General features: G+C 49.4%; 27 protein-coding genes. 14 read left to right on the top strand and 13 right to left on the bottom strand.

Going from position 1 to position 25,327, the window contains the following annotated elements:
* Nucleotides 1-27: 27 nt before the first annotated feature.
* From gsiB to gsiD, 3 genes are read left to right on the top strand one after another with little or no spacing between them, the layout of a single operon-like run.
* Nucleotides 28-1,566 (top strand): glutathione ABC transporter substrate-binding protein GsiB, encoded by a 1,539-nt coding sequence (gene gsiB, locus JM656_RS14310; protein WP_203358366.1) that lies wholly within the window; start codon nucleotides 28-30, stop codon nucleotides 1,564-1,566.
* A 47-nt stretch (nucleotides 1,567-1,613) separates the two neighbouring features.
* Entirely contained in the window at nucleotides 1,614-2,534 is a 921-nt protein-coding gene (gene gsiC / locus JM656_RS14305) for a glutathione ABC transporter permease GsiC (RefSeq protein ID WP_192611691.1), read from the top strand.
* A gap of 2 nt (nucleotides 2,535-2,536) precedes the next feature.
* The gene (gene gsiD / locus JM656_RS14300) at nucleotides 2,537-3,448 is read left to right on the top strand and encodes a glutathione ABC transporter permease GsiD (RefSeq protein ID WP_203358365.1); all 912 of its coding nucleotides are present in this window, start codon (nucleotides 2,537-2,539) and stop codon (nucleotides 3,446-3,448) included.
* Nucleotides 3,449-3,483: 35 nt separating this feature from the next.
* Here the strand turns inward: gsiD and JM656_RS14295 are convergent, their stop codons facing one another.
* On the bottom strand, nucleotides 3,484-3,993 hold the full coding sequence (locus tag JM656_RS14295; protein ID WP_203358364.1) for a GNAT family N-acetyltransferase: 510 nt from the start codon (nucleotides 3,991-3,993) through the stop codon (nucleotides 3,484-3,486).
* A gap of 720 nt (nucleotides 3,994-4,713) precedes the next feature.
* Between JM656_RS14295 and JM656_RS14290 the strand changes: the two genes are divergently transcribed.
* The 4 genes from JM656_RS14290 (at nucleotide 4,714) to JM656_RS14275 (ending at nucleotide 7,793) form a co-directional block, all read left to right on the top strand.
* Complete coding sequence (locus tag JM656_RS14290) at nucleotides 4,714-5,229, top strand: hypothetical protein (RefSeq protein WP_203358363.1); 516 nt, start codon at nucleotides 4,714-4,716, stop codon at nucleotides 5,227-5,229.
* Between the two features lie 640 nt (nucleotides 5,230-5,869).
* Nucleotides 5,870-6,751, top strand: a complete 882-nt coding sequence (locus tag JM656_RS14285; RefSeq protein WP_203358362.1) for a hypothetical protein — start codon at nucleotides 5,870-5,872, stop codon at nucleotides 6,749-6,751.
* Nucleotides 6,752-7,365: 614 nt separating this feature from the next.
* A complete protein-coding gene (locus JM656_RS14280) occupies nucleotides 7,366-7,560 on the top strand; it encodes a nuclear transport factor 2 family protein (RefSeq protein ID WP_203358361.1) in 195 nt (64 codons plus the stop codon).
* Nucleotides 7,557-7,793 (top strand): ester cyclase, encoded by a 237-nt coding sequence (locus JM656_RS14275; protein WP_203358360.1) that lies wholly within the window; start codon nucleotides 7,557-7,559, stop codon nucleotides 7,791-7,793. The genes JM656_RS14280 and JM656_RS14275 overlap by 4 nt, the downstream gene beginning before the upstream one ends.
* A 151-nt stretch (nucleotides 7,794-7,944) precedes the next feature.
* Here the strand turns inward: JM656_RS14275 and rimO are convergent, their stop codons facing one another.
* Nucleotides 7,945-9,270 (bottom strand): 30S ribosomal protein S12 methylthiotransferase RimO, encoded by a 1,326-nt coding sequence (gene rimO / locus JM656_RS14270; protein WP_203358359.1) that lies wholly within the window; start codon nucleotides 9,268-9,270, stop codon nucleotides 7,945-7,947.
* 230 nt (nucleotides 9,271-9,500) lie between these two features.
* On the opposite strand from rimO, the gene bssR reads away from it, so the two are divergent.
* Both bssR and JM656_RS14260 read left to right on the top strand, forming a co-directional pair.
* Nucleotides 9,501-9,884, top strand: a complete 384-nt coding sequence (bssR, locus tag JM656_RS14265; protein WP_203358358.1) for a biofilm formation regulator BssR — start codon at nucleotides 9,501-9,503, stop codon at nucleotides 9,882-9,884.
* Nucleotides 9,885-9,986: 102 nt separating this feature from the next.
* Complete coding sequence (locus tag JM656_RS14260; RefSeq protein WP_203358357.1) at nucleotides 9,987-11,102, top strand: PQQ-dependent sugar dehydrogenase; 1,116 nt, start codon at nucleotides 9,987-9,989, stop codon at nucleotides 11,100-11,102.
* A gap of 65 nt (nucleotides 11,103-11,167) precedes the next feature.
* On the opposite strand, the gene JM656_RS14255 is transcribed toward JM656_RS14260, so the two are convergent.
* Nucleotides 11,168-11,794, bottom strand: coding sequence for a glutathione S-transferase family protein (locus tag JM656_RS14255; protein ID WP_203358356.1), 627 nt, complete (start codon nucleotides 11,792-11,794; stop codon nucleotides 11,168-11,170).
* Between the two features lie 259 nt (nucleotides 11,795-12,053).
* Between JM656_RS14255 and dacC the strand changes: the two genes are divergently transcribed.
* Nucleotides 12,054-13,256 carry a serine-type D-Ala-D-Ala carboxypeptidase gene (gene dacC / locus JM656_RS14250; protein WP_203358355.1) on the top strand — a complete coding sequence of 401 codons (1,203 nt, stop codon included), beginning with the start codon at nucleotides 12,054-12,056 and terminating at the stop codon, nucleotides 13,254-13,256.
* Nucleotides 13,257-13,306: 50 nt separating this feature from the next.
* Here dacC and deoR read toward each other — a convergent pair whose 3' ends face one another.
* Both deoR and ybjG read right to left on the bottom strand, forming a co-directional pair.
* Nucleotides 13,307-14,065, bottom strand: coding sequence for a DNA-binding transcriptional repressor DeoR (gene deoR / locus JM656_RS14245; RefSeq protein ID WP_203358354.1), 759 nt, complete (start codon nucleotides 14,063-14,065; stop codon nucleotides 13,307-13,309).
* A 71-nt stretch (nucleotides 14,066-14,136) separates the two neighbouring features.
* Nucleotides 14,137-14,745 (bottom strand): undecaprenyl-diphosphate phosphatase, encoded by a 609-nt coding sequence (gene ybjG / locus JM656_RS14240; protein ID WP_203358353.1) that lies wholly within the window; start codon nucleotides 14,743-14,745, stop codon nucleotides 14,137-14,139.
* Nucleotides 14,746-15,051: 306 nt separating this feature from the next.
* On the opposite strand from ybjG, the gene JM656_RS14235 reads away from it, so the two are divergent.
* Nucleotides 15,052-16,284: an MFS transporter gene (locus JM656_RS14235; protein WP_203358352.1), complete on the top strand. Its 1,233-nt coding sequence runs from the start codon at nucleotides 15,052-15,054 to the stop codon at nucleotides 16,282-16,284.
* Between the two features lie 75 nt (nucleotides 16,285-16,359).
* On the opposite strand, the gene JM656_RS14230 is transcribed toward JM656_RS14235, so the two are convergent.
* Together JM656_RS14230 and JM656_RS14225 are read right to left on the bottom strand one after the other, a co-directional pair.
* Nucleotides 16,360-17,175 carry a Cof-type HAD-IIB family hydrolase gene (locus tag JM656_RS14230; RefSeq protein WP_203358351.1) on the bottom strand — a complete coding sequence of 272 codons (816 nt, stop codon included), beginning with the start codon at nucleotides 17,173-17,175 and terminating at the stop codon, nucleotides 16,360-16,362.
* A complete protein-coding gene (locus JM656_RS14225; protein WP_203358350.1) occupies nucleotides 17,175-18,383 on the bottom strand; it encodes an MFS transporter in 1,209 nt (402 codons plus the stop codon). Before JM656_RS14225 ends, JM656_RS14230 begins: the two co-directional genes overlap by 1 nt.
* 70 nt (nucleotides 18,384-18,453) lie before the next feature.
* On the opposite strand from JM656_RS14225, the gene JM656_RS14220 reads away from it, so the two are divergent.
* Nucleotides 18,454-19,011 carry a TetR/AcrR family transcriptional regulator gene (locus tag JM656_RS14220; RefSeq protein WP_203358349.1) on the top strand — a complete coding sequence of 186 codons (558 nt, stop codon included), beginning with the start codon at nucleotides 18,454-18,456 and terminating at the stop codon, nucleotides 19,009-19,011.
* Nucleotides 19,012-19,027: 16 nt separating this feature from the next.
* Here the strand turns inward: JM656_RS14220 and JM656_RS14215 are convergent, their stop codons facing one another.
* The 5 genes from JM656_RS14215 to JM656_RS14195 form a co-directional block, all read right to left on the bottom strand.
* Nucleotides 19,028-19,828: an SDR family NAD(P)-dependent oxidoreductase gene (locus tag JM656_RS14215; RefSeq protein WP_203358348.1), complete on the bottom strand. Its 801-nt coding sequence runs from the start codon at nucleotides 19,826-19,828 to the stop codon at nucleotides 19,028-19,030.
* A 103-nt stretch (nucleotides 19,829-19,931) separates the two neighbouring features.
* On the bottom strand, nucleotides 19,932-20,156 hold the full coding sequence (locus tag JM656_RS14210) for a hypothetical protein (protein WP_203358347.1): 225 nt from the start codon (nucleotides 20,154-20,156) through the stop codon (nucleotides 19,932-19,934).
* A gap of 390 nt (nucleotides 20,157-20,546) precedes the next feature.
* Complete coding sequence (locus tag JM656_RS14205; protein ID WP_203358346.1) at nucleotides 20,547-21,599, bottom strand: tyrosine-type recombinase/integrase; 1,053 nt, start codon at nucleotides 21,597-21,599, stop codon at nucleotides 20,547-20,549.
* An 84-nt stretch (nucleotides 21,600-21,683) separates the two neighbouring features.
* Nucleotides 21,684-23,258, bottom strand: a complete 1,575-nt coding sequence (locus JM656_RS14200) for a lipopolysaccharide assembly protein LapB (protein ID WP_203358345.1) — start codon at nucleotides 23,256-23,258, stop codon at nucleotides 21,684-21,686.
* 10 nt (nucleotides 23,259-23,268) lie between these two features.
* Nucleotides 23,269-23,826: a phage repressor protein CI gene (locus tag JM656_RS14195; protein WP_203358344.1), complete on the bottom strand. Its 558-nt coding sequence runs from the start codon at nucleotides 23,824-23,826 to the stop codon at nucleotides 23,269-23,271.
* 144 nt (nucleotides 23,827-23,970) lie between these two features.
* On the opposite strand from JM656_RS14195, the gene JM656_RS14190 reads away from it, so the two are divergent.
* Both JM656_RS14190 and JM656_RS14185 read left to right on the top strand, forming a co-directional pair.
* Complete coding sequence (locus tag JM656_RS14190) at nucleotides 23,971-24,192, top strand: regulator (protein WP_203358343.1); 222 nt, start codon at nucleotides 23,971-23,973, stop codon at nucleotides 24,190-24,192.
* Between the two features lie 32 nt (nucleotides 24,193-24,224).
* Complete coding sequence (locus tag JM656_RS14185) at nucleotides 24,225-24,728, top strand: phage regulatory CII family protein (protein ID WP_203358342.1); 504 nt, start codon at nucleotides 24,225-24,227, stop codon at nucleotides 24,726-24,728.
* 48 nt (nucleotides 24,729-24,776) lie between these two features.
* On the opposite strand, the gene JM656_RS14180 is transcribed toward JM656_RS14185, so the two are convergent.
* A complete protein-coding gene (locus JM656_RS14180; RefSeq protein ID WP_203358341.1) occupies nucleotides 24,777-25,238 on the bottom strand; it encodes a hypothetical protein in 462 nt (153 codons plus the stop codon).
* Between the last annotated feature and the right edge of the window lie 89 nt (nucleotides 25,239-25,327).

Here is a 25,327-nt window from a genome sequence, read left to right as displayed (position 1 = left end):
AGACACACAGGGTTTCAGGAGAATAATATGACAAAATTTGTTGCCCGTAATTGGCTGGTTGCAGCAGGCGTTGCCTCGGCGTTGACAGCGTCGCCTGCGTTTGCGGCGAAAGATGTTGTGGTGGCGGTCGGCTCCAATTTCACGACGCTCGACCCGTATGACGCGAATGACACCTTATCGCAGGCGGTGGCGAAGTCGTTTTATCAGGGACTGTTTGGCCTTGATAAGGATATGAAACTTAAAAATGTGCTGGCAGAAAGCTACAGTGTGTCCGACGACGGTTTGATCTACACCGTGAAGCTGCGTCAGGGAGTCAAGTTTCAGGACGGTACCGACTTTAATGCGGCGGCGGTAAAAGCCAATCTGGACAGGGCAAGCAATCCGGAAAGCCATCTCAAACGCTATAACCTGTACAAGAACATCGCGAAAACAGAGGTGGTGGATCCCGCAACGGTGAACATCACGCTGAAACAACCGTTTTCTGCATTCATCAATATCCTGGCGCATCCGGCGACGGCGATGATCTCTCCGAAGGCGCTGGAAAAATACGGTAACGAGATTGGATTCCATCCGGTCGGTACTGGCCCGTATGAACTGGATACCTGGAACCAGACTGATTTCGTCAAAGTGAAGAAATTCGCCGGTTACTGGCAGCAAGGGTTACCGAAGTTAGACAGCATCACCTGGCGGCCAGTGGCGGACAACAACACGCGCTCGGCCATGCTGCAAACGGGCGAGGCGCAATTCGCTTTCCCAATCCCATACGAGCAGGCCGCTCTGCTGGAAAAAAACAAAAACCTGGAGTTGGTCGCCAGTCCCTCTATTATGCAGCGTTACATCAGCATGAATGTTACGCAGAAACCGTTTGATAATGCCAAAGTGCGCGAAGCGCTCAACTACGCCATTAATCGTCAGGCGCTGGTGAAAGTGGCGTTTGCCGGTTATGCGACGCCTGCCACCGGTGTGCTGCCGCCGGCGATTGCGTTTGCGCAAAGCTATACGCCGTGGCCGTACGACCCGGCAAAAGCGCGCGAACTGTTAAAAGAAGCGGGTTATCCGAATGGTTTTAGCACCACGTTGTGGTCATCGCATAACCACAGTACCGCGCAAAAAGTGCTGCAGTTTACCCAGCAACAGCTGGCGCAGGTCGGCATTAAAGCGCAGGTGACGGCGATGGATGCTGGGCAGCGCGCGGCGGAAGTGGAAGGTAAAGGGCAGAAAGAGAGCGGGGTAAGACTGTTCTACACCGGCTGGACCGCCTCCACGGGTGAAGCCGATTGGGCGCTGTCGCCGCTGTTCGCTTCGCAAAACTGGCCGCCAACGCTGTTTAATACCGCGTTCTACAGCAATAAGCAGGTCGACAGCGATCTGGCGGACGCGTTGAAAACCAATGACCCGACGGAGAAAGCGCGCCTCTACAAAGAGGCGCAGGACATCATCTGGAAAGAGTCCCCGTGGGTGCCGTTGGTTGTCGAAAAACTGGTTTCGGCACACAGTAAAAATTTGACCGGTTTCTGGATCATGCCGGACACGGGTTTCAGTTTTGAAGATGCGGATTTGAAGTAAGCCATATATTCTGCCCCTGACGTTCAGGGGCAGACGCAGGGAGTCTGATGTTTAGTTATGTTCTCAAGCGTCTGCTGGGGTTAATTCCAACCCTGTTGATTGTCGCGGTGCTGGTGTTTTTATTTGTCCATCTGTTACCCGGCGATCCGGCACGGCTGATTGCCGGACCGGAGGCCGATGCGCAGGTGATTGAACTGGTGCGCCAGCAGCTTGGCCTTGATCAACCGCTGCATGTTCAGTTCTGGCATTACATCACCCACGTTCTCCAGGGAGACTTTGGGACGTCGATGGTTTCCCGCCGCCCGGTCTCAGAAGAGATTGCCAGCCGCTTTATGCCGACGTTTTGGCTGACCATCACCAGCATGGTTTGGGCTGTCATGTTTGGGATGACGGCCGGGATTATTGCCGCTGTCTGGCGTAACCGTTGGCCGGACAGAGTGAGCATGACGCTGGCAGTCACGGGGATCTCTTTCCCGGCGTTTGCGCTCGGCATGCTGTTAATGCAGGTCTTTTCCGTCGAACTGGGCTGGTTGCCAACGGTCGGCGCAGACACCTGGCTGCACTACATTTTGCCGTCTGTCACGCTTGGCGCGGCGGTGGCCTCAGTGATGGCGCGCTTCACTCGCGCGTCGTTTGTCGATGTGCTCAGTGAAGATTACATGCGTACCGCCCGCGCGAAAGGGGTGAGCGAAACCTGGGTTGTGCTAAAACACGGTCTGCGTAACGCCATGATCCCGGTTGTCACCATGATGGGGCTACAGTTTGGCTTTTTGCTGGGTGGCTCTATTGTCGTCGAGAAAGTGTTTAACTGGCCGGGGCTTGGCCGTCTGCTGGTGGACTCGGTGGAAATGCGCGACTATCCGGTAATCCAGGCAGAGATCCTGCTGTTTTCTCTGGAATTTATTCTTATCAATTTAGTGGTGGATGTGCTCTACGCTGCCATTAATCCGGCTATCAGGTACAAGTAAGGATGCGACTGTTCAACTGGCGCCGTCAGGCGATTTTAAATGCCATGCCTCTGGTGAAACCGGACAGGGTTCGCACCCCGTGGCATGAGTTCTGGCGGCGTTTTCGTCGTCAGCGTGTGGCCATGATCGCCGGTGTATTTGTGCTGATGTTGATCCTGGTGGCGATCTTTGCCCGTGGATTAACGCCGTTCGATGCGGAAAATTACTTCGATTACGACCGCCTTAATGACGGACCTTCCATGCTGCACTGGTTTGGCGTCGATTCGCTGGGTAGGGATATTTTCAGTCGCGTGCTGGTTGGGGCGCAAATCTCCCTGGCGGCGGGGGTATTTGCGGTGTTTATTGGTGCGGCGATAGGTACGGTCTTTGGTTTACTGGCGGGCTACTACGAGGGCTGGTGGGACAGAATGATCATGCGTATCTGCGATGTGCTGTTTGCTTTTCCGGGCATTCTGCTGGCGATTGCGGTGGTGGCGGTGCTGGGCAGCGGCATTGCCAATGTGATTATCGCCGTGGCGATCTTCTCCATTCCTGCGTTTGCCCGTCTGGTGCGGGCGAATACTCTGGTGTTAAAACAGCAAACGTTTATTGAGTCGGCGCGCAGTATTGGCGCCAGTGATGCCACCATTCTTTTCAACCATATCCTTCCAGGAACGGTCTCTTCGATTGTGGTCTTTTTTACCATGCGTATCGGCACCTCGATTATCTCGGCGGCCAGTTTGTCTTTTCTCGGATTAGGCGCACAGCCGCCGACGCCGGAATGGGGGGCAATGCTCAATGAAGCGCGGGCGGATATGGTGATTGCGCCGCACGTGGCGTTGTTCCCGGCGGTCGCGATTTTCCTGACGGTGCTGGCGTTTAACCTGCTGGGCGATGGACTGCGCGACGCGCTGGATCCGAAGATTAAAGGGTAGGGGCGTCGGGCCGAATTTAACGGTAAGGAGATCCCTCAGATACGTTTACCCAGGATATGCAATGTGCTTTGCTGGGTTGAGGTGCTGAACGTTGTATCTTTGATATGTGTTAACCCCTGGCGGGTGTAAAAGCGGTACGCCCGCGGGTTAGCATCTAAAACTTCCAGCCAGAAAAAGGTTTCACCACGGCATTGCGCCATACGCACTATTTCTGCAAGCAGAGTCTCACCGTAGCCTTTGCCAGTTTCACCAGGTAACAGATAGAGTTTATGCAGCAATGTACCTGTCGGGCCGTTTTCATCCACGGGGCAGTGCCAGGATACTTTGGCGAATCCGACCGGAGCAGTCTCTTCTGCGATAAACCAGCAACTGGCTTTGTTCTGTAGTTCCTTCTGCAATGCGGGAAGAGAGTACTCCTGAAAGAGAAAAGCCTGCAATTCATTGTGTTCATGCCACAGGTGGGCAAAGTGGTGAGTGTAGCTGGAATAACCCATTTGACTTAATAATGCTGCATCTTCCAGATGTGCCTTTCGTACTGTCATCATTCTCTGGTCAACTCCCTATTGTGAATTACATTCCAATGTAGTCGAATGCGGCATTATTTGTGGCACATCAGTTGATTCTTTAAAGAACCCTTGAGTAGCCAGAATGACCATTAGTTAATTACATATATAGGTAATCAGTAAGAAAACGCAACGGTGACGCTTTCTTTACATGATCAACGCGAACCAGGGTCAGAATATCTTTCTTAACAGAATTGTGTAGGCAGTTCTGAGCCGATAGGCATTTTCTTCGAGCTAACCCCCCCCCCGCAAAAACGCCCCATTTATGAGCTAACGGCAAAAAAATTTTAGCCACCTGAATTGATAGGGACGGAATAAATGACTTGTACCCGGTTTGATGAATCGAAAATTAATTCATGAAACTGGTCTACTCCGGCCTAACACCCGTTCCGGTCGGTGGTCCGTCAACCTGCTGTGTCTGACAGACTTCATCCCACCAGTAAGGAGGTGACAACTGGTTACATATGACGATTATAGTCCAACTATTATCAGTTCTGGTGCATGACAAATCTGTCATTATGCGCATATGCTTGGCATCTATATAAAAATCCCCTGGGTCACTAAAGTTCCATCGATAAAAGCCGATAACTAATGAGAAGAGAAATAATTCTCAGGAATTCGTATAGAAGGGATTATGAAGTTGCGATTTTTAATACTTTACACAGTATTTTTCGCCATCCCCCATGTTGAGGAACATGTCAATTGAATAGAACCCTAACCTTATTAATTATCTCTGTTGGGCTTACAGGGTGTGCTAGAGTATTACCTCTTGATTACGATAATTACAATGGAAGTGATGCTGCAACGTTGTATGTTCTTAACCGTGAAGGAAATGTAGGAACCATCTATCTGGGTTCTTACACCCTGAACAGCAAAGATAATTGCTACGATATGTCTGACCGCTATGAACTTGACTCAAATGTTTTTCAAGCTAAAGGGAACATAGTGATAAGTAAGGTAAAACCAGATGTCCTGTACTCTGTGTCGCAGCTCAAAAACTCTGGAAGATTCATTCAAAGTACTCACTCCTCACTCATTCCAGAGGCTGGCAAATATTACTATATAGCCTCGGGAAGCAAGGTTGTCCAGGTGCCCGCGGACTTCGTTCCTGATACGTCAGTAAACTCCGATGAAATAGTCAAAAATTATGGCAACAACCAGGTCAGATATTGGAATGTTAAAAAAATTTGCAGTCGCCCCTTTTGGAAAATTGGCTGATTGAAAAACCATTACTTATCTATCTTACTTTTTCGATTTATAGAGCGATAACAACCTTAAGAGAGCGCACTATTTTGTCAATAGTATTACGTCAATTGGACTAACTCATTCACTCATCAATAAGAAGGTTATAGTGTATGTCTTGTCCGCTTCTGGCAAGAATCGGACCGCCTAAAGCGTCAAGAGGTTTGCGCAGAGCGAAGTGCGGACCTTCTTGTACAAAGCATGTCGCCAGATTACAGTGAAGCCATTGATTGACAAGTGAGTAAAACCAGACGAGCAGCCAATGAAACAAAAACTTCGCCAACGTAACCAAGCCTGAATATCCAGGCAATTGCAACGTGCACAAAAAGAAGGAATGCCGTTAAGTTTTTTTATTAACTTTTCTTCAATTGGCGCAGCTGCATGTAATGGTGAGCGCCTTCAACGACGTAGTCGTCTCAAGTCGGACTGGAATCGCGCATTGTTTCACCCGGGTTGGGGAGACGTGCCGATTGTTGGGCCAAAAGTCACAGTTTATTGTGCCACTACATACAGATGAGGCGATCCCCGATTTCAACTGAGCCATAGAAAAAGCCCTTTTCCTGGCAAGCTAAATGGTTCATTCAGATAACTGATCGGTTCCTGAGGACAACAAATAATGCCATTCAATAATAAAAACCTGTTTATTACTCTCTTGTCCCTCTGCACATTCCAGACTTATGCAGCACAATGCACAGCGGAAACCTTCGCTAAAAACAAACTGAACAACTTCATCCTCCTGAGCCAGCAGACAAGAACAGAAATCCCCAAATCGGTTGAAATCACTATTGATAGTCCTGATGGGTATCTCCACGCATCGGCTCAAAGCAACTTCAGTCAATGCGGTGAGCTAATTGGCAGCAGTATAAAAGAGGTCAAAACCTCAACAGGCCCGAAAACAGTTTTCACGGCTACCAATGAAATTAAACTGAATAGAACGGAATTTGGCTGGCGCATCCAGTTGGATGCAAACGGGGTCATAGTCGATAACAACAGTCAGAAGACCACACAACTATATCGGCAGACACTGGAGGGAATGTACCAGCTTAACAATAAAGGATTTATCAGCCACGCGGTTAATCGTTCGATTATCGCGGCCACAAAAGCAGGAGATAAAGACAAAACCACCGTGGGCACAATAGACTACGTTTTCAATTCATCAGGGTTGCTGGCAAGGGCGGTAAACAAAGGAAGTTTGGCGATAGACAACAATACGATTGTATACAGCTATGATGGCAATCATCGCCTGATCAAAACCCAGTCCCCCTCAACCATAGAAGAGTATGCCTATGATAACGAGGGCCGTGAGCTGTCCCTGAGCAAGACCCAGACGTATTTCACCATCGAAAAAAAACTGACCACGTGCGAGGAGTGGAACTCGCATAGAGAATGCATACGCGCCAATATGGATATCATGATCGTCCCAGTCGATCGGACGGGTAAACAGTATGTGGACAAACATAAAGCCGTGATGACGGCGAAATACGAATACTGGAACTGACCATTTCACCCGCCATATGGGGTAGCCAAAATGGTATTGGAACCGAAACTTGATCCCTTATCTCATCCCGATTCTGAGCTGAACCGCCCCGGTACAGCTTGGTCGAAAGCCGACCTGAGCCCGTACGACTATCTGCCGACAGCACTGAATTTATCTATAAGGGGTTCGAAACCCATCCGTGCGAGATCGTACGCCAAGTGTATTTTTTGATGCGGATTCGAAAGGTATAGGGTCAGGAAAAGCAGAAGCGTAATCTCTGATGACAACAGCAGCATTATTCAAGTGGTTTCCTCCTGTTGTTAGGTAAACAGCAAAATCCTATAACAGCCACGACAACAGGTGAAGACTCTCATTTTCTCCATATTCACTCAAAGCATTAACGTCCGCTTCTGGCACATAGCTGTCCAAAATAGAGAGCAGGGGAATTATCACAATAAAGGTCTTTGAGATGCCAGGAGAAAGTGTGACGATGCAATGAGTAGAATCAGCGTGGCATGTTAAGCATCTGACATATTTCTTTTATTTTACATTCACTTACATTCATTTTTTGTCTTAGCCTGGTATGCTGGAGTAGCGTATTTTCCTGCTATGAATACTTAAAATAACGGTGGTTAATGATGACGAATATCGAAGTAGTGAAAGCGTATTTTAAATACTGCGTTGATGGGAAGGATGTAGAGCGTGTCAGTGAATTTTTCACAGAAGATGTGGTGATCCACCGCCCGGATTGTCCTGCTCCTTTAGTGGGTCTGGAAGTCTTTAAAAAGGGATTGCGCAAAATGTCACGGATCTGTACGACAGTATTGTGACGACTTTTCAGAAAGAGATTGTTGATGGCGACCAGGTCGTCGTAGCGCTAACACATGTAGCAAAAGGCTCAAACACCTGGAAAGGGTTTAACGTAGAGGGCAAGGAAGTGACCTGGACAAGCCTGACGTATTTTCGCTTTAACAATGAAGGTAAGGTGGTTGAAGAAATTGTGGAGCGAAATGAGCTACATATGTCACATCAGCTAGGTCTGGTTCTGTCTGACAAACATTGATCGCACAATACCTACTTTACGACGGAAGCCCGCTCTGTGCGGGCTTTTTCATCTCAGCATGAAAAAAGCCAGGCATTAAAACCTGGCTTTCTTCGGGAGCGGTGAGCCCGCTTATCCTCAGTACACGCCGCTTTGTAGGCGGCGCAAAGGGTTAAACGCGGCTACCCCACAGATCGTATTCGTCGGCGTTCTCTACTTTCACGCGCACGATATCGCCGGGTTTCACGTTTGTTTCACCGTTCAGGTAAACCGCGCCGTCGATTTCCGGGGCATCGGCCATGCTGCGGCCAATTGCGCCTTCTTCGTCGACTTCATCCACGATGACCATAATTTCGCGGCCCACTTTTTCCTGCAGGCGTTCAGCAGAAATTTGCTGTTGCAGCTGCATAAAGCGGTTCCAGCGCTCTTCTTTTACTTCTTCCGGCACCTGATCCGGCAGTTCATTGGCACCCGCACCTTCAACCGGGCTGTACTTGAAGCAGCCAACCCTGTCCAGACGCGCTTCTTTCAGGAAGTCGAGTAGCATCTGGAAGTCTTCTTCCGTTTCGCCAGGGAAGCCAACGATGAAAGTAGAACGCAGGGTCAGCTCCGGGCAGATTTCGCGCCACTGTTTGATGCGCGCCAGCTGGCGGTCCACAGACCCAGGGCGCTTCATCAACTTGAGAATGCGCGGGCTGGCGTGCTGCAGCGGGATATCGAGGTAAGGCAGGATTTTGCCTTCCGCCATCAGTGGGATAACGTCATCCACGTGTGGGTACGGGTAGACATAGTGCAGACGCGTCCAGATACCCAGTTTTGACAGTTCTTCACACAGATCAACCATGCTGGTTTTGACCGGCGCGCCATTGTGGAAACCGGTGCGGTGCTTCACGTCTACGCCGTAGGCGGAGGTGTCCTGGGAGATAACGAGGATCTCTTTGACGCCCGCATCGACCAGACGTTTCGCCTCGCTCAGCACCTCGCCAATCGGGCGGCTTACCAGATCGCCACGCATAGACGGGATGATGCAGAACGTACAGCGATGGTTGCAGCCTTCAGAAATTTTCAGGTAAGCATAATGACGCGGGGTCAGTTTGACGCCCTGTTCCGGTACGAGGCTCAGGAACGGATTGTGTTTCGGTTTGGGTACATAGTGGTGAACATGTTCCAGCACTTGCTCATAGCTATGAGGTCCGGTGATCTCCAGCACTTTCGGGTGAACTTCGCGGATCTGATCGACTTTCGCACCCAGACAGCCGGTGACAATCACCTTGCCGTTTTCGTTCAGCGCTTCACCGATCGCTTCCAGTGATTCTTGTACGGCGCTGTCGATAAAGCCGCAGGTATTGACGATAACCATATCGGCGTCGTCGTAGCTTGGCACCACGTCATAGCCTTCGGTACGCAGTTCAGTCAGGATTCGCTCCGAATCGACGAGGTTTTTCGGGCAGCCAAGGGATACGAAGCCGATTTTCGGCTGGTGGGTTACTTTGCTCATAGCTTAAAAATTGTTCAGTTATTGGAGTGGTCAGGGCAGGGATTCTACAGAGATCTGGGCAAAAATTGTATCGCAATCTCACCGGGCGTTCAGCACAGGCAAGATGAAGGTTATAGATACAATGTAAATTTTGTTAATTTATGGTGAATTATTGATCTCAGGCATCATTGTGTTCAAAAAATGACCATACTATTAAGTTGCACCATGAGTAGATAGAGGAGGAACAAGGTATGGTCGTTGGCAGACTGAGAACCGCTCTGCTTAACAAGCTGATCAACGCGCGAATCGATCTCGCCGCGTATCTGCAGTTGAGGAAAGCGAAAGGCTACATGTCAGTCAGCGAAAGTGATCGTCTGCGTGATAACTTTTTTGAATTGAATCGAGAACTTCACGATAAATCACGACTGCAGAAACTTCATCTGGATATAGAAGAATGGGAGGCAGTGCATCTTGCTGAAGGTGCATTAGCTGCCGCTGCCGTCTGCCTTATGAGCGGGCATCATGATTGTCCGACTTTCATTTCCGTCAACGCAGAGAAACTTGAAAACTGTCTGACGAATTTGACGCTCAGCATCCAGTGCCTGAAAACGCATTCCATGCTGGCACAGGTCTAAGCAGGGGGGAGGCAACTCCCCCTTATCATCCGTTTTTGTAAAAATAATTCTGCACGTCTTCTCGCTGACTACGCTTTAACGCATAGCCCTACAGGAGGCGTTATGCGTCGATCTCATCGCTGGTTACTCCCATTATTGCTGTTCTCAATGCTTGGCAATGCCGCGCCATCCGCAGTCAGGGTCGACGTGCTGCAAACCAAACTTGATCACCCATGGTCGCTGGCTTTTTTACCCGACAATCGCGGCATGTTGATTACGCTTAAAGGCGGCCAACTGCGGCACTGGCAAGCTGGCAAAGGGCTTTCCGATCCGCTGACGGGAGTGCCAAAAGTGTGGGCGCATGGGCAGGGGGGATTGCTGGACGTGGCGCTGGCACCAGACTTTGCACAGTCACGCCGCGTCTGGCTCAGTTTTTCGGAAAGCGATCTAAACGATAATGCGGGCACGGCGGTGGGGTATGGGCGACTCAGCGAAGACCTGAAACGTCTTGAGAACTTCCAGACCGTTTTTCGCCAAATGCCGAAACTCTCCACCGGAAACCATTTTGGCGGACGCCTGGTGTTTGATGGCAAAGGGCATCTGTTTATTGGCTTAGGGGAAAATAATCAGCGTCCTACTGCACAGGAACTGGATAAATTGCAGGGCAAAGTGGTACGTCTGACCGATCAGGGAAAAATCCCGCCCGATAACCCGTTTGTCAGCAAAGATGGGGCCCGCCCTGAAATCTGGGCGTATGGCATTCGTAATCCGCAGGGGATGGCAATGAACCCGTGGAGCAATACGCTCTGGCTGAATGAACATGGTCCCCGCGGCGGGGACGAAATCAATATTCCGGAAAAAGGCAAAAACTACGGCTGGCCGCTGGCAACCTGGGGAATTAACTACAGTGGTTTTAAAATCCCGGAAGCGAAAGGGGAGATAGTGGCGGGGACCGAGCAGCCGATTTTTTACTGGAAGCACTCACCCGCCGTCAGTGGCATGGCTTTTTATAACAGCGACAGATTCCCGCAGTGGCAGCAAAAACTCTTCATTGGGGCGTTAAAAGAGCAGAATGTGATTGTTATGACGGTCAATGGGAATACGGTGACGGAAGATGGACGTATCCTGGGGGAGCGAAGACAACGCATTCGCGATGTCCGCATCGGGCCAGACGGCTTTTTATATGTGTTAACCGATGAGTCCGACGGGGAATTACTCAGAGTGAGTCCGCGAACGTAGCGTGTGATGCCCTCAGACGCCGGGTTAGCCTGTGGCTCACAGACTAACCCGCTGACAGATGCCGTTTAGCTGACCGGGATCCTCACGATTTTACGGAACGCCGGACGTTCGCTGAGTTGCTGATACCAGCGCTCAAGGTTCGGACGCGGTGTCCAGGTCAGGCCGACATTGAACAGGTTATAGACGAAAGGTGCGATGGTGATATCGGCCACGCCAAATTCGTTACCGGAGAACCAGCGTTGAGTAGCCAGCGCGTCGTCAAGCATACCAAACAGGCCATCGCATACTTTCGCACTGGCGTCGATGGCCGCAGGATCGCGCTGTTCCACCGGGGTTCTGACCAACCCAAACAGGATGACGCGGTGCGCCGGACTCAATGTCTGGTTTGCCCAATCCATCCATTTTTCACCTTCCGCGCGTCGGGCCGGGGAGTCTACCCACAACCGGTTTTGCCCGTACTGTGCCGCCAGATAACGCACAATGCTATTGGATTCCCACAGCACAAGGTTGGCTTCATCATCACGCAGTAGCGGCACCAGACCGTTGGGATTCATGGCCAGATATTCAGCGTCATGATTGAGGCCAAATTGACCTCCGGCGAGAATGTGTTGAAAGGGTAATTCCAGCTCTTCAAGCGTCCATAACACTTTTTTTACGTTAGTCGAGTTGTTCCTTCCCCACAGCGTAATCATAGTAACCCCTTAATTTGATTGGACAGCCTTAGGGCTGCGTCGGCGTCTGACCGAGTACATGGTGAAATAAAGCTAATATTTACGCAACAGCCTGTAAAAAAATCGTGTGGAATGCAGCGTAGCGGGGCGTTATTGCATAAACTTTAAAAACTTTACCTGGTTACGGTTTCTTTAAGCTCGCAAGTGCGTTATTACTCACCAAACTTGTAACACGGTGATGTAACGTGTTTTTTTTGGAATGGATACTCGGGTGGCATTTATGAAGCAATACTCCTTTTCTCTTCGCAGCCTTGCTGCGGGCTCAGCACTATTATTCCTTTTTGCGCCGACCTTGCAGGCGGCCGAGCAGACAACCGCGCCGCCGAGCGTTGATGCGCGGGCATGGGTCCTGATGGATTACGCCAGCGGGAAAGTGCTGGCTGAAGGTAATGCGGATGAGAAACTCGACCCTGCCAGTCTGACTAAAATTATGACCAGCTACGTGGTCGGACAGGCGCTGAAGGCCGGAAAAATCAAGCTGACGGACATGGTGACGGTGGGGAAAGATGCCTGGGCGACGGGAAACCCGGCATTGCGTGGCTCATCGGTGATGTTCCTTAAGCCTGGCGATCAGGTGGCGGTTTCTGACCTGAACAAAGGCATTATCATTCAGTCCGGTAACGATGCCTGTATTGCCCTCGCCGATTATGTTGCTGGCAGCCAGGAATCGTTTATCGGATTAATGAATGGGTATGCGCAAAAACTTGGCCTGACCAATACGACCTTCCAGACGGTACACGGCCTGGATGCGCCAGGACAGTTCAGTACCGCCAGAGATATGGCCCTGCTGGGAAAAGCCTTGATCCACGATGTGCCTGAAGAGTACGCGATTCATAAAGAAAAAGAGTTTACGTTTAACAAAATTCGCCAGCCAAACCGTAACCGTCTGTTGTGGAGTACCAATCTGAATGTCGACGGAATGAAAACCGGGACAACGGCAGGCGCTGGTTACAATCTGGTTGCCTCCGCAACACAGGGCGATATGCGCCTGATCTCCGTGGTGTTGGGGACGAAAACTGACCGTGTTCGCTTTAATGAATCGGAGAAATTACTGACCTGGGGCTTCCGCTTTTTTGAAACGGTGACGCCAATTAAACCGGATGCCACGTTTGTCACGCAGCGCGTCTGGTTTGGCGATAAGAGCGAAGTGAACCTGGGGGCGGGTGAAGGCGGTTCGGTGACGATCCCGCGTGGACAGCTTAAAAATCTGAAAGCGAGCTTTACCCTGACTGAACCGCAGTTAACGGCGCCGCTGAAGAAAGGCCAGGTGGTGGGCACCATCGACTTTCAGCTTAACGGAAAATCCATTGAACAGCGCCCGTTGATGGTGATGGAAGCGGTGGAAGAGGGCGGATTCTTTAGCCGGATGTGGGATTTTGTGATGATGAAATTCCATCAATGGTTTGGCAGCTGGTTCGCGTAATCCCCGTAATGTCGGATGGCGGCATTTGCTGCCATCCGGTAAATATTGCCTCAATACATGAGTTTAATGCGCTGCGCTTTCGCGTAATCGACCAGTTCATCATCCGGGCGGCAGTCGCTGATGATGGTATCAAAACAGGTTAGTTCCCCCATTCGCGCCGGTCGCACTTTGCCAAATTTGCTGTGATCCACGACCAGAACGTGGTACTGCGCCATCGACATCGCCCACTGTTTCACCGGCAACTCTTCCAGATTAAAACAGGTTGCGCCTTTGCCGACATGCACGCCGGCAGCAGAATAGAAGGCGATATCCGGGCACAGGTTATTCAGGGTTTCCTGAAAATTGAGCGGCTTAAAAATGGCATTGCTGGCGTGAAATTCTCCACCGCACAGGATGGCGCGACACAATGGTTTTTCCTGCAACGCCAGAAAGGTATTCAGCGAATAGCAAACGGCGGTGAAGGGAAGTTCATTATCAATGGCTTCAATAATCCACGGCGTGGTGGTGCCGCAGTCGAAAAAAAGCGTCTGGTGCGGTTGTATCAGGCTTGCTGCCAGGTGCGCCGCGCGCCGTTTTTCTTCGACCAGACGGGATTTCTGATCGCTGAGTAAATAGTGACTGGCGCTACGGGGTTCCAGAACGATATAACCGCCCAACAATACAACGGGCGCGCTTTTATTGTTCAGATCGCGACGGATGGTCATCTCAGATACGCCCAGAAGGGTCGCGGCTTCTTTTAGGTGTAATTTATCGCTGCGCTTTAAGGCTTGCAGCAATTGACCAATACGCTCGTCGCGTCGTGTTTCCATAGTTCCCCTGGAGAGTTAAGTCATCACCCTGCACGGCGCAGGGCGATTAATACTACTCTTTTTTGGTAAGATTAGTCACGCACCCAGCCTTTTCGGATGGGAAGCGCAAAGCAAATGCGATAGCACGTTTGCAGGCTGCGATAGAGCGACGCGCCATATTTTTGCCAAACCATCTGTGCGCTCAGACATCCGATCATCGCCACCAGTAAACCGCCGACCATGTCCAGCGGCCAGTGCACGCCGAGGTAAACGCGCGACCAGGCGATTGTCACTGCAAGCACCATCAACACGGCACCTGACCAGATCCGGTGCCAGAACAAAAATGCCAGCGCAACGGTGAAAATCACCGTGCCGTGATCGCTGGGAAACGAATCATCTGCGGCATGATGCAGGAAGTTATAGCCAATATGGTCGACAAACGGACGATCGTGTGGGAACAGATGCCCCATGACCCAGGAGACGGCCAGACTGACTACTAGGGCGATCGCCATCTTTATGATTAACTGGCGTTGGGCGCAGACCTGCTCTCGCGGCCCCCAAAGCCAAAGTATCATCGCCAGCAACGGCACAATACTGATCAAATCTTTGGCAATGAAAATGGCGAGTTCAATTATCCACTGTGCGGAATCGGGGGTGGCGTTGATCAAAGAGAACAGCGAAGTATTAATATTTTCCAGCATAACATTCAGACTTAGCGCAATGAGGTGAATAAAGGACAGCCATGTAAATGACCCGTGCCTGGCTGAGAATAAAAGCCCTGCTAAAAACCGTAAAGCGGCATTGTCTTAAAGGCGTCATCTCAGGGTAATTAACAGAGTTCCGACAACATCATAGCGGTAGCAACTTAAATTAAGCTTAAAGGAAACAGATGCTAATCGACATTCTGTAAAAATGTGCGCTATTTGCGGTCAACGCGCATAATTTGCTATATCCGCAGACGCGCTTTCATTACACTTTGCGCGATTTTTCATTTGTGAAGAGATTGCATGCAAAACCGTTTATCTTCTGGCGCCCGACTCGGTCGTCAGGCATTGCTTTTCCCTCTCTGTCTGGTGCTCTACGAATTCTCCACCTATATCGCTAACGATATGATCCAGCCCGGCATGCTGGCGGTTGTGGAACAATACCAGGCCGGAATTGACTGGGTGCCGACATCAATGACCGCCTATCTCGCGGGCGGCATGTTTTTGCAGTGGCTGTTAGGGCCGCTGTCGGACCGTATTGGCCGTCGCCCGGTGATGCTCGCGGGCGTGGTGTGGTTCATCGTCACCTGCCTTGCCACACTGTTGGCGCAAAACATTGAGCAATTTACCTTTCTGCGCTTCTTGCAGGGGATAAGCCTGTGTTTCATCGGCGCCGTGGGTTATGCCGCGATTCAGGAATCTTTTGAAGAGGCGGTGTGCATTAAGATTACCGCGCTGATGGCCAACGTGGCGCTGATTGCGCCCTTGCTGGGGCCTCTCGTCGGGGCCGCGTGGGTGCATGTGCTGCCGTGGGAAGGCATGTTCGTTCTGTTTGCCGTACTGGCGGCATTCGCCTTTTTCGGCTTACAGCGTGCCATGCCGGAAACGGCAACCCGGATAGGCGAAAAACTCTCGCTGAAAGAGTTGTGGCGGGATTACAATCTGGTGTTAAAGAACGTGCGCTTTGTGGCAGGCGCGCTGGCGCTGGGATTTGTCAGTTTGCCTCTGCTGGCATGGATCGCACAGTCTCCCATTATTATCATTAGCGGCGAACAGCTCAGCAGTTATGAATATGGTCTGCTACAGGTTCCTATTTTTGGCGCACTCATCGCAGGGAACCTGGTGCTGGCGCGTCTGACGGCCAGACGGACGGTTCGTTCGTTAATTATCATGGGCGGCTGGCCGATTATGCTGGGGCTGATTCTCGCGGCTGCGGCGACGGTCGTCTCATCTCATGCCTATCTGTGGATGACGGCGGGCCTCAGTATCTATGCCTTTGGTATTGGCGTGGCAAACGCGGGGCTGGTGCGTTTGACTCTGTTTGCCAGCGACATGAGCAAAGGCACCGTGTCTGCCGCGATGGGTATGTTGCAGATGCTGATTTTTACCGTCGGTATCGAGGTGAGCAAATATGCTTATCTGGGCGGTGGAAACGGCCTGTTTAGCCTGTTTAATCTGGCAAACGGGATTATCTGGCTGATCCTTATGTTTATCTTCCTGAAAGATAAACAGGTAGGCGCTTCACGAGAAGGATAATCACCAGCCTGTCGGAGGGGATCCGGCAGGCTGGCTGTTTGAAACGTCGGTCATGCAAAGCAGGGCGCTCGCCGATCAGTGCGAGAACGGTGCCTCGTTGCGGAGTATCCTTTCAATCACGTCCAGCACGCCCTCTTTGTTGTTTGAGCCAGCACGGTACTTAGCGGCGGAGACCACGGCCTCTTTGGCATTCTCCATCGCATAGCTAAAACCGGCCTGGCGCAGCATTTCTATATCGTTACCGCCATCGCCGAAGACGGCGACTTCATCATCGTTGATACCCCAACGTTGTTGAAGCAGACGCAGGCCATTGGCCTTATGTACGCCTGGGATTATCAAATCGATACTGCCGTAACCGGTATGCACCGGCACCATGATATCGCCGATAGCCTCGTGCAGTTCAGCCTGCAGTTCAGGAATGCGCTCTTCGGAAATGTTAAGGCCGAATTTAAAGAAAATATCGTTGATATTGCTGAAGTTATCGACGAATTCAAGACGATGGTAGTACATCGCCGCCATCTCTTTTAAGGCATCGTCGTACTGCTTCAGGGTGTACGCACTGTTTTTACCGCAGGCGATAATTTCCATCTCCGGGCGCGTCAGCAAATGGTCAACCACCGCATGAAAATCGGCGCTGGGCAATTTACCGTTGAACACATCGTCTCCCTCGTTCACCACCCAACCGCCGTTTTCCGCAACGAAGGCGATTTCGTGGGCAATGTCAGGGAAAAAAGAGATGAGCTGATAATACTGGTTGCCGCTGGCGACCACAAAACGGATCCCTTTCTCTTTCATCTGCTGATACTGCGCCATAAACCGGTCACGGTTATAGGTTTTTTGGTCGCTCAGAAAAGTACCATCCATATCTACCGCAATTAACTTGATACCCATTAACCATTCTCCGTCGCAGTGTGCGTTTTTGTTTCTGGTTTAGCGACCGCTTTAGCAACCAGCGCCGCCAGCAGCACCAATGCCAGAACGACCAGCATGGCGCTACGCAACCCATAATGTTCGCCGAGATATCCCAACAAGGGCGGCCCGACGAGGAAGGCGAGATAACCGGTGGTGGCGACTACGCTGACGCGCGTCGGGGCGTCGGGGCCGGTATCGCTGGCGGCAGAGATCGTCAATGGGAAGCCGAGCGAGGCACCAAGCCCCCAGAGAACCACAGAGACACCAGCCACCCAGGCGCTATCTACAAAGACGATGAGACCAATACCGATTGCCCCCATTAGCGCGCTGGCGCGCACTACCGCCACGCGGCTATATCTGTCAATAAACCAGCCGCCGGTGAAGCGCCCAACGGTCATTCCTAACGTGAAACCAGCGTATATCAGAGAGCCGGACGTTGGGCTAAATCCGTGCCCGTCCACCATCAGCAATGGTAACCAGTCATTGGCGGACCCTTCCGCAAATGCCATCGCCAGTACCACTACGCCAATAAGCAACAGCTGGATATCCCGGTAAAAGGGCAGTCCTTTTTCAGCCGAGTGTGTGCCATCTGCGGCGTTTTTACCGGTGCCATCGGGGATTTCCCGAATGGCGATAAAAATAGGTGCAATGGCTATCATGCCAGCCAGCAAAATATGCGTTGTGGCCGGTACGCCAAATGCGGTCAACGTCATGCCCACACCGGCGCCTGCCAGCGTACCCAGACTATAAAAGCCATGCATCATCGGCAGGACGGTCTTGTTTAATTCGCGTTCAACCGCCGCGCCCTCGACGTTGATCGCAACCTCTGCAGAACCGAAACTGGCACCAAAAACACCTAAACCCAGCGCAAAGAGCAGCGGGGAGGTAAGCCCTAACGCAATGCTGAGGATGGCCATTCCCACAACCGCGCATGACATCGTTATCTGAATAACGTTGCGTGTACCAAATCGCTTCACCAGCCAGGCCGAACACAGGATACCGCTCATTGATCCAATCGAAAGACCAAACAGTACCGCCCCCATTTCCGCCGTTGAAATAGAAAGAATGTCCCGGATGGCGGGGGTGCGCGTCGCCCAGGACGCCATCAGCAACCCTGGTATGAAAAAGAACATAAACAGAGCCCAGGTTCGGCGTCTTAATGCCCTGCGTGATGAACTGGCGGTCATGAATTCAAGCCAAAAAAGAGAAGAAGGAAGACAACACTAACAACTTTGTGTACATTTGTACATAAATGGAATGAGAGGAAATAGTGTGCGACGTGCAAACGATCCAAACCGGCGAGAAAAAATCATTCAGGCCACGCTGGACGCGATAGTGACGTATGGTCTTCATACCGTGACGCATCGCAAAATCGCCACTATCGCGCAGGTGCCGCTGGGGTCAATGACTTACTACTTTTCAGGCATCGATGATCTTCTGATGGAGGCGTTTAGCGGTTTTACCGAAAGCATGTCGCAGCAATACCAGGCCTTTTTTGATGAAGTGAATGATGCGCAGGGTGCCTGCAATGCCATTACCGACATGATTTACGGCTCACGGGTCACAACGCCGGACAACATGGAACTGATGTACCAGCTGTATGCATTTGCCAGCCGTAAGCCAGCCTTAAAACAGGTGATGCAGAACTGGATGCAGCGCAGTCAGCGCACTCTGGAGCAGTGGTTTGATCCTGTTACCGCCCGTGCGCTGGACGCATTTTTAGAAGGTATGACTCTACATTTCGTGACAGACACCACGCCGCTCGCGCGAGAAGATATTCTGGTGATGGTAAAGCGAATCGCAGGGGAGAAGTGAGGCGACTTCAGCTGCCTCATCCGTCGAGCGTTGCACCCGCCGTCATATTGACCACCGTTGCGGTCATCGCGCTTGCGTGATCCGACGCGAGAAACGCCATCACCTCAGCCACTTGCGAAAGTGTTGGCAGCCGCTTGAGCATCGTGCTTTGCGCCGCGCCCGCTACCCACTCTTCTACGGATAATCCCATCGCCTGCGCCTTTGGCATAAACACGTCGCGGGTATAAGAGCCTGCCTGTACCGCATCGACAATCGCATGGCAACGCACGCAGATAGCGCGAATATTTCTCGGGCTAACTTCACTGGCCAGCGCTCTGGTGAACGCTTCTGTCCCTGCGCAACCGACAATGTGACCGGAGTGACCCGACACCGCCATCGGGCCTGCGGGGGCAACGACCGTGAGTAGGGTTCCAGCACGCTCACCCCCCATATGGGGAATGACCGCTTTGGATATATTGAAGTATGCAGACAGAAACGGGCTTATACCCTGCATGAATTCGGCCAGTGATAATTCTGTAATTCCTTTTCCCTGATTGTGGTTAAAGCCGGTGGCGTTTACCACGATGTCAATGCCGCCGGCCTGCTGGGCCAGTTGCGCCGTGTGCGTCAGGGTAGACTGTTCGTCGAGTACGTCGAGGGTAAATGTCCCGGCCATTCCTCCTGCGGCGCGGATTTCACCTGCAACACGATCCAGGCGAGTCTGGGTGCGTGCGCCAAGGTACACCTGCGCCCCTTCACGCGCCATTACATGCGCAACCGCGCTGCCAATTGCGCCGCTACCCCCGAAAATGACAGCGATTTTGCCTTCAAGTAACATTGCGTTATCCCATCACCCGTCTGCCCATTCAAAATTATGGGCAATAACCCGCATCATGCAAGCGGGCGCAGGTGGGCAACAGGTTATGTTGCAGTCGCTGATTTTAGGGCAAGGTCACGGGGGCTGCTTTTTCTTCGCATTCAGAGAGTTCACGTATGGCCTGCGCTAACTTTTCCTGGCTCTCACTTAATTGATTCGAAAGGGCTATATTGCTGACTGTCAGGGCATCAATCTCTGTCTTATGTTTTTTGTTTTTTTGGACCAGAACGACTGCCAGGACAGGAGCAAGTAAGGCTAACAAGGGCACAAAAACGAGAAATAAAATCATGTCTAAATCCTTTTACGCTATCAATATGAAACAGTTGTACGTTTTATACATGCAATCACTTCGATATCCGAAAAAGCACATTCGAAATTATTTTCTGTCGTTGGAATTTTAATTATAGCCGTAGTCAGTCTTGTCGCGATTGCGACCAGGAATCGAGGGTGTTCAGAAGTGAAGAGGGCGAAAACATCAGAGGGAAGGAACTCAGATTTCTGCGACCGGTTTTAGCGCAGGCACCATTTTGTCGCCAGGCATGGGAAAGCGGTCGTGTAATTGATTGATTTTAAATGTGGTAAATTTCAGGCAACAAAAAACCCATTTATGTCAATGGGTTAATAAAAACAAAGACTTGCAGGATAATCAATAATTTAGTTTGGTGGTGAGAGGTGACGATTACGGGGTATTGCCAACCGCTGTCGCCACTTTGTCGCCACTTGGCAGGGTAGCCAACGGGTTGAATCGCAGGGCTGTTTCAAGATGGTCTGGTGCCAGATGAGCATAGCGCATGGTCATTTTAATGTCGTGGTGACCCAGGATTTTCTGCAAGGCAAGGATGTTTCCACCTGACATCATAAAGTGAGCAGCGAACGTGTGGCGCAGGACGTGGGTAAGCTGCCCGCGCGGTAGCACGATAGAGGTTTTATCCATCACAGATAAAAACTGGAAATAGCAGTCGGTAAAGAACTTGAAGCCGTCCAGGGCAATTATTTCCTCATACAGCTCTTTGCTGATCGGAATGCTGCGGTTCTTTTTGCCTTTGGTCCTGACGAATGTGATTCGGTACTTTGTGACCTGGGAGCGGGTGAGGTTCACAGCTTCGCGCCAGCGTGCTCCGGTGCTCAGACAGATTTTAACGACCAGAGCGAGCAGGAGGCTTTGGCGGTTGCAGTCGTACAAAAGCTCAGTAATTTGTTCATGCGTCAACCATGCCATCTCCTTTTCTGCGATGGTGAATTTGCGCATGTTCTCCAGAGGGTTCGGCGCTGTCCATTCACCTAGTCGGGCCAGTTCGCTAAAAACGCTGCTAAGGTAGCTTTGCTCAAGGTTGATAGTTACCGGGCTGGCACCTTTCTTCCACTTGTCGCTAAAGTAAATTTCACCCGTCAGGCGTTTATCGCGGTAATGTGCGAACAATTTGGGACTTAGATCTGTAGCGAGAGGATTTTCGAGGGCATCGACTATCAAGAGTAGTTTGTCGTAAACATGCTCGCCAGCGGTAAGGGATTTGCCGTGCAGTTTGAACCAGAGTTCAACGATATCTTTCAACGTCCGACGGTCTGCCGATTCACCCAGCCAGGGCTTAGCCTCCGTTTCTTCCATAGTGTGGCGTTCAAAAGCCAATGCTTCACCTTTGGTGGAGAACTGCTTACGGACACGTCGCCCGCTACGCCCGGCGGGGTAGCATTCGCATATCCATTTTCCGTTTTCTTGTTTTCTGATTGACAAGTTAAACCTCCCACAGTGTGAGAGGTTATTTTAGCTGTATAAACATACAGTGCAAATGTTTGTTATTTGCTAAACAAACATACTTTACCTTTTCGGTTTTAAATTTATATAGGTTTCATCGTTGATTTCTGGAGAAAAAATAACCATGTGGTTGTTTTTATCATCAAAATAACCATAGCATTGTACTGATTTCTGTTTTTGATTAAGCCCAAGAAGTGGGGATGGGCGAGACTCTTCTTTTATTTTTTTAGAATAGAATCCACTGACTGTACCGTGTGTGTTTGAAGCGGTGTAATTAATTTCAAGGGATTCATCCATCCATTCAAATTTATATATTTGACCTATAACTGTTAATTTAACTTCTTTACCATTTCCATCAATCCATGAATCAATGTTAGGAATGAGGCTTTGCTCATTGTAATAATAATAAACATATAACCTAAGATCTTTTTGTAATTTCTTGGAATAAGCTATTGCCTCACTCCATTTTTTCTCTTCACTAGCCTTTTCTTTATTTATTTTTGTTAACAACTGATGAACATTTTCATGAGGTTTTTCAACCTTCAAAGCCTCGTTTGCCATTTCTTCTGCTGCTTTGAGATATCCACATTCCAGCAAGATGAAGCCAAGATTAACCATCGCTAGCGAAAAACCAGCTTTGCTAGATGAACTCCATAAATTAGTCGAAATTCCTTTTAAACTCAAATTTCCTGCTGTGACACCTAAATTATTTAGCGCTGCACCATGCTCTGGCTCAAGATTCAGTAGTTGCTTATAGTTGGATATCTGTATTGCATCAAGTGTTGAACCAATTGAAGCGTAAGCAGATGAGAACAAAGTTTCCTTATTAGTTGGGTCGTATTCTAATGCTTTATCGAGACAGAGTGCCTCATGAATTTTATTACCAGCTTTGTTTTCAATGGCAGCTAATTGAACATAACAGGAATATAGTTGATTGTTGAGGTTTTCTTTTTGGTTGTTAGAGGCATAACTAATTGCTTGGAGAATTATTTTTTTTGCACTTAATAAATCAAGATCTGAAACATATAATTTAGATAATCGAATGGTTAAATATACCTTACCTCTATGATCGCTGATTCTTTCTATTTCTTTTTCAAGAAAATCAATGGCTCTTTTGTATTGCTCTGTATAATCTAAACACATTATATAGCTGTTAATATAACTTCTTTTATCTTCATAAATGTTATTTGCTTCGATTATTTTTTGAATTTCTTTGAGTACGGATTCAGATTGGTTATGTTCATAAAGCTTATAAAGAAAAAATGAATGTTCTGAATTGTAATCTACAGTGTTTTTATTTAATTGGATAAAATCCTCAAAAAGTTGCTTTGCTTTGTCTTCGTCATTTTCATTTAATGCTTTGGTTACATCCAAATACCACCAGTTAGAGGGGTTATTATTTGTTTCAATGCTTTCTGGTTCAGTTGATTTTACTTCGTCTTGAATTTTAGTCGATTCCTCGAATTCACCTTCAAAATTACCTACTGGTGTACTCAGTTTGAGATTTTTTGAGACAAGTATTTTTTCAAAAAGACTTGCTATCTGACTGCGAAAAAGAAAACAAAGAATACCTACTAATATAGGCCATGAAGCATAAGTTAATATGATCTCAATGATTTTAAAAATACGTTCTTCCATGTTGCCACCGTTAGAGTATAGTTTTAATTATACGACCACATTGCGTAATATCATTCTTATCACAATCAAATGAGATGGTATCATTGGTGATCCTTAACTTATTTCCTGGAATACGGGCAATATGTCTAATACTATATAAACCGTCAATATTTACTAGCCATTTGCCATCTTGAATTTCTGAAGGTCGTCCGTCGACGACATAGAATATTGATGAATCATCAACTATAAAGACTTCCTGCGAATCTGTTGGAAGCATTACTTTGTCAAAATAAATAGTCCCAGCTGAAAAAATATTTCCATCAATGATTTTTTTCTTTTCTAAAGAAATAACATCGCTCTTGGAATGTTCAAACTTAGATCCAGAACCAGTAGACAACCAACCTAAAGAAACCCCGGTTTCTAAAGCGCAAGTGATCACCCAGTCTGAAGGAAAAATATCTCTCATATACCTAGTTGCTAAGGTGCTTTTAGAGACTTTTAAGTGATCTGCTAGGGCTTGCCGTGTCGAAAACCCATATGCCTCGACTAAACGCTCGATAGCTTCTCTTCCGCCGCTATTGAAATCCATTAAATCTCCTTTGGAGTCTTAAATCATTTGACAGATTCCAAAAGCGATCTTAATCTTCATTTCGAAGTTTGCTTTTGCAATCCTCATTCTTTGCCACTTTTAATCCTTGCTCTCCACAAGCAAGCTAACTTGGAATCTTGCTACATGAATCGTCATATTTCAATCTCAATTGCAACTCCACATGTAACTATTGAGCGGTATAGCGAACTGACGGGGTTATCCGTAGACACGATTAATGACATGCTGGCCGATGGGCGTCTTTTACGGCACAGGCTTAGGAAAGACAAAAAACGTGAAAAAGTTATGATCAACATTGCAGCCATGACTGTTGATGCACTCTCAGATTGCAACGTCTCCATCAATTAGTTCGATTTTGAGACCGACTGAGGGCAATGACTATGTTTGATTACCAGACCTCTAAACATGCGCACTTTGATGCGGCTTGCCGAGCATTTGCAATTGAACACAATCTGGAAGATGTGGCCGCAGCCGTTGGTATGAGGCCGCAGATCCTGCGCAACAAATTGAACCCTGCGCAGCCGCACCGTTTAACCTGTGACGAGCTTTTAGCCATTACGGATTACACCGAAGATGCGCGTTTACTGGATGGGATGCTGGGGCAGATTAACTGCCTTCCATCTGTGCCGGTGAACAATGCCACTGAAGGCAATATGCAACTGTGCGCCTTGAGTGCCACAGCCAGTGTGGGCGCAATTGCTGGGGAAGCCGTATCAACTGGTCACATGACCGCCGCCCGCCGTACACAAATTCTGGATCGCGCTCGCGATGCAATCCGTAGCCTTTCCGTGCTGGCTTACACCGTTGAAAGCCGTATTCAGTCTGCGCCCGTTCTGGCCGCAGCGGTGGATCTGGTGACAACTAACGCTACCAGCCTGATGTGAACAGGGCGTAATGGCAGCGCCGTGACCAAAGAAGAGATGGTTATGCAATTACTTAGGAATACCGCCAGCCAGCAAAGCCAAGAGTTTTTCAAACTTCGTCAGTGGTTCAATGTCGCGGCGAAGCTCGATAGATGCTCTGTTTCTTGCGGGATTGTAGAGAGAAGTCAGGGCGTTACTGTCGAATTCTTCGAGTTCATCCAGACGCCTGGAAATTTCTGCGTCACTCGCAGCATGGATATCACTAAGCAATCGGGAGTAGCGCTTTTTTTGGGCTTCAGCTCCGGCTGCTTTATCGGCGGGTTTATATGCCACCCGGTAGGCAGAAAAAATGACAGCGAGAATACCGCACAGCCAGCCGAACTGAACGCCGACGCTAGTAAGTCCTCCAGTGAGAATGAGCAAAAAATTCATGAGGTTGTCAGTGCGCCGGTTGAATGTTTCGGTCATCACTTCAAGGTAGTAGCAGTAGGTGGCCTGAAATATCAGGTCAGAGGCTGGCTGGTTACTCATAGTCGTTTATTCCTGTTTTTTCTCACCTTTATCGCTCTGATCTTTCATTGGCGCAGGTGCGGGTTTATGAAGTCGATGAAATTTGTTGT

Source organism: Citrobacter sp. R56 (assembly GCF_016811995.1).
Classification (GTDB): Bacteria; Pseudomonadota; Gammaproteobacteria; order Enterobacterales; family Enterobacteriaceae; genus Citrobacter_D; species Citrobacter_D enshiensis.
This window is presented reverse-complemented; position numbering and strand designations above follow the sequence as displayed.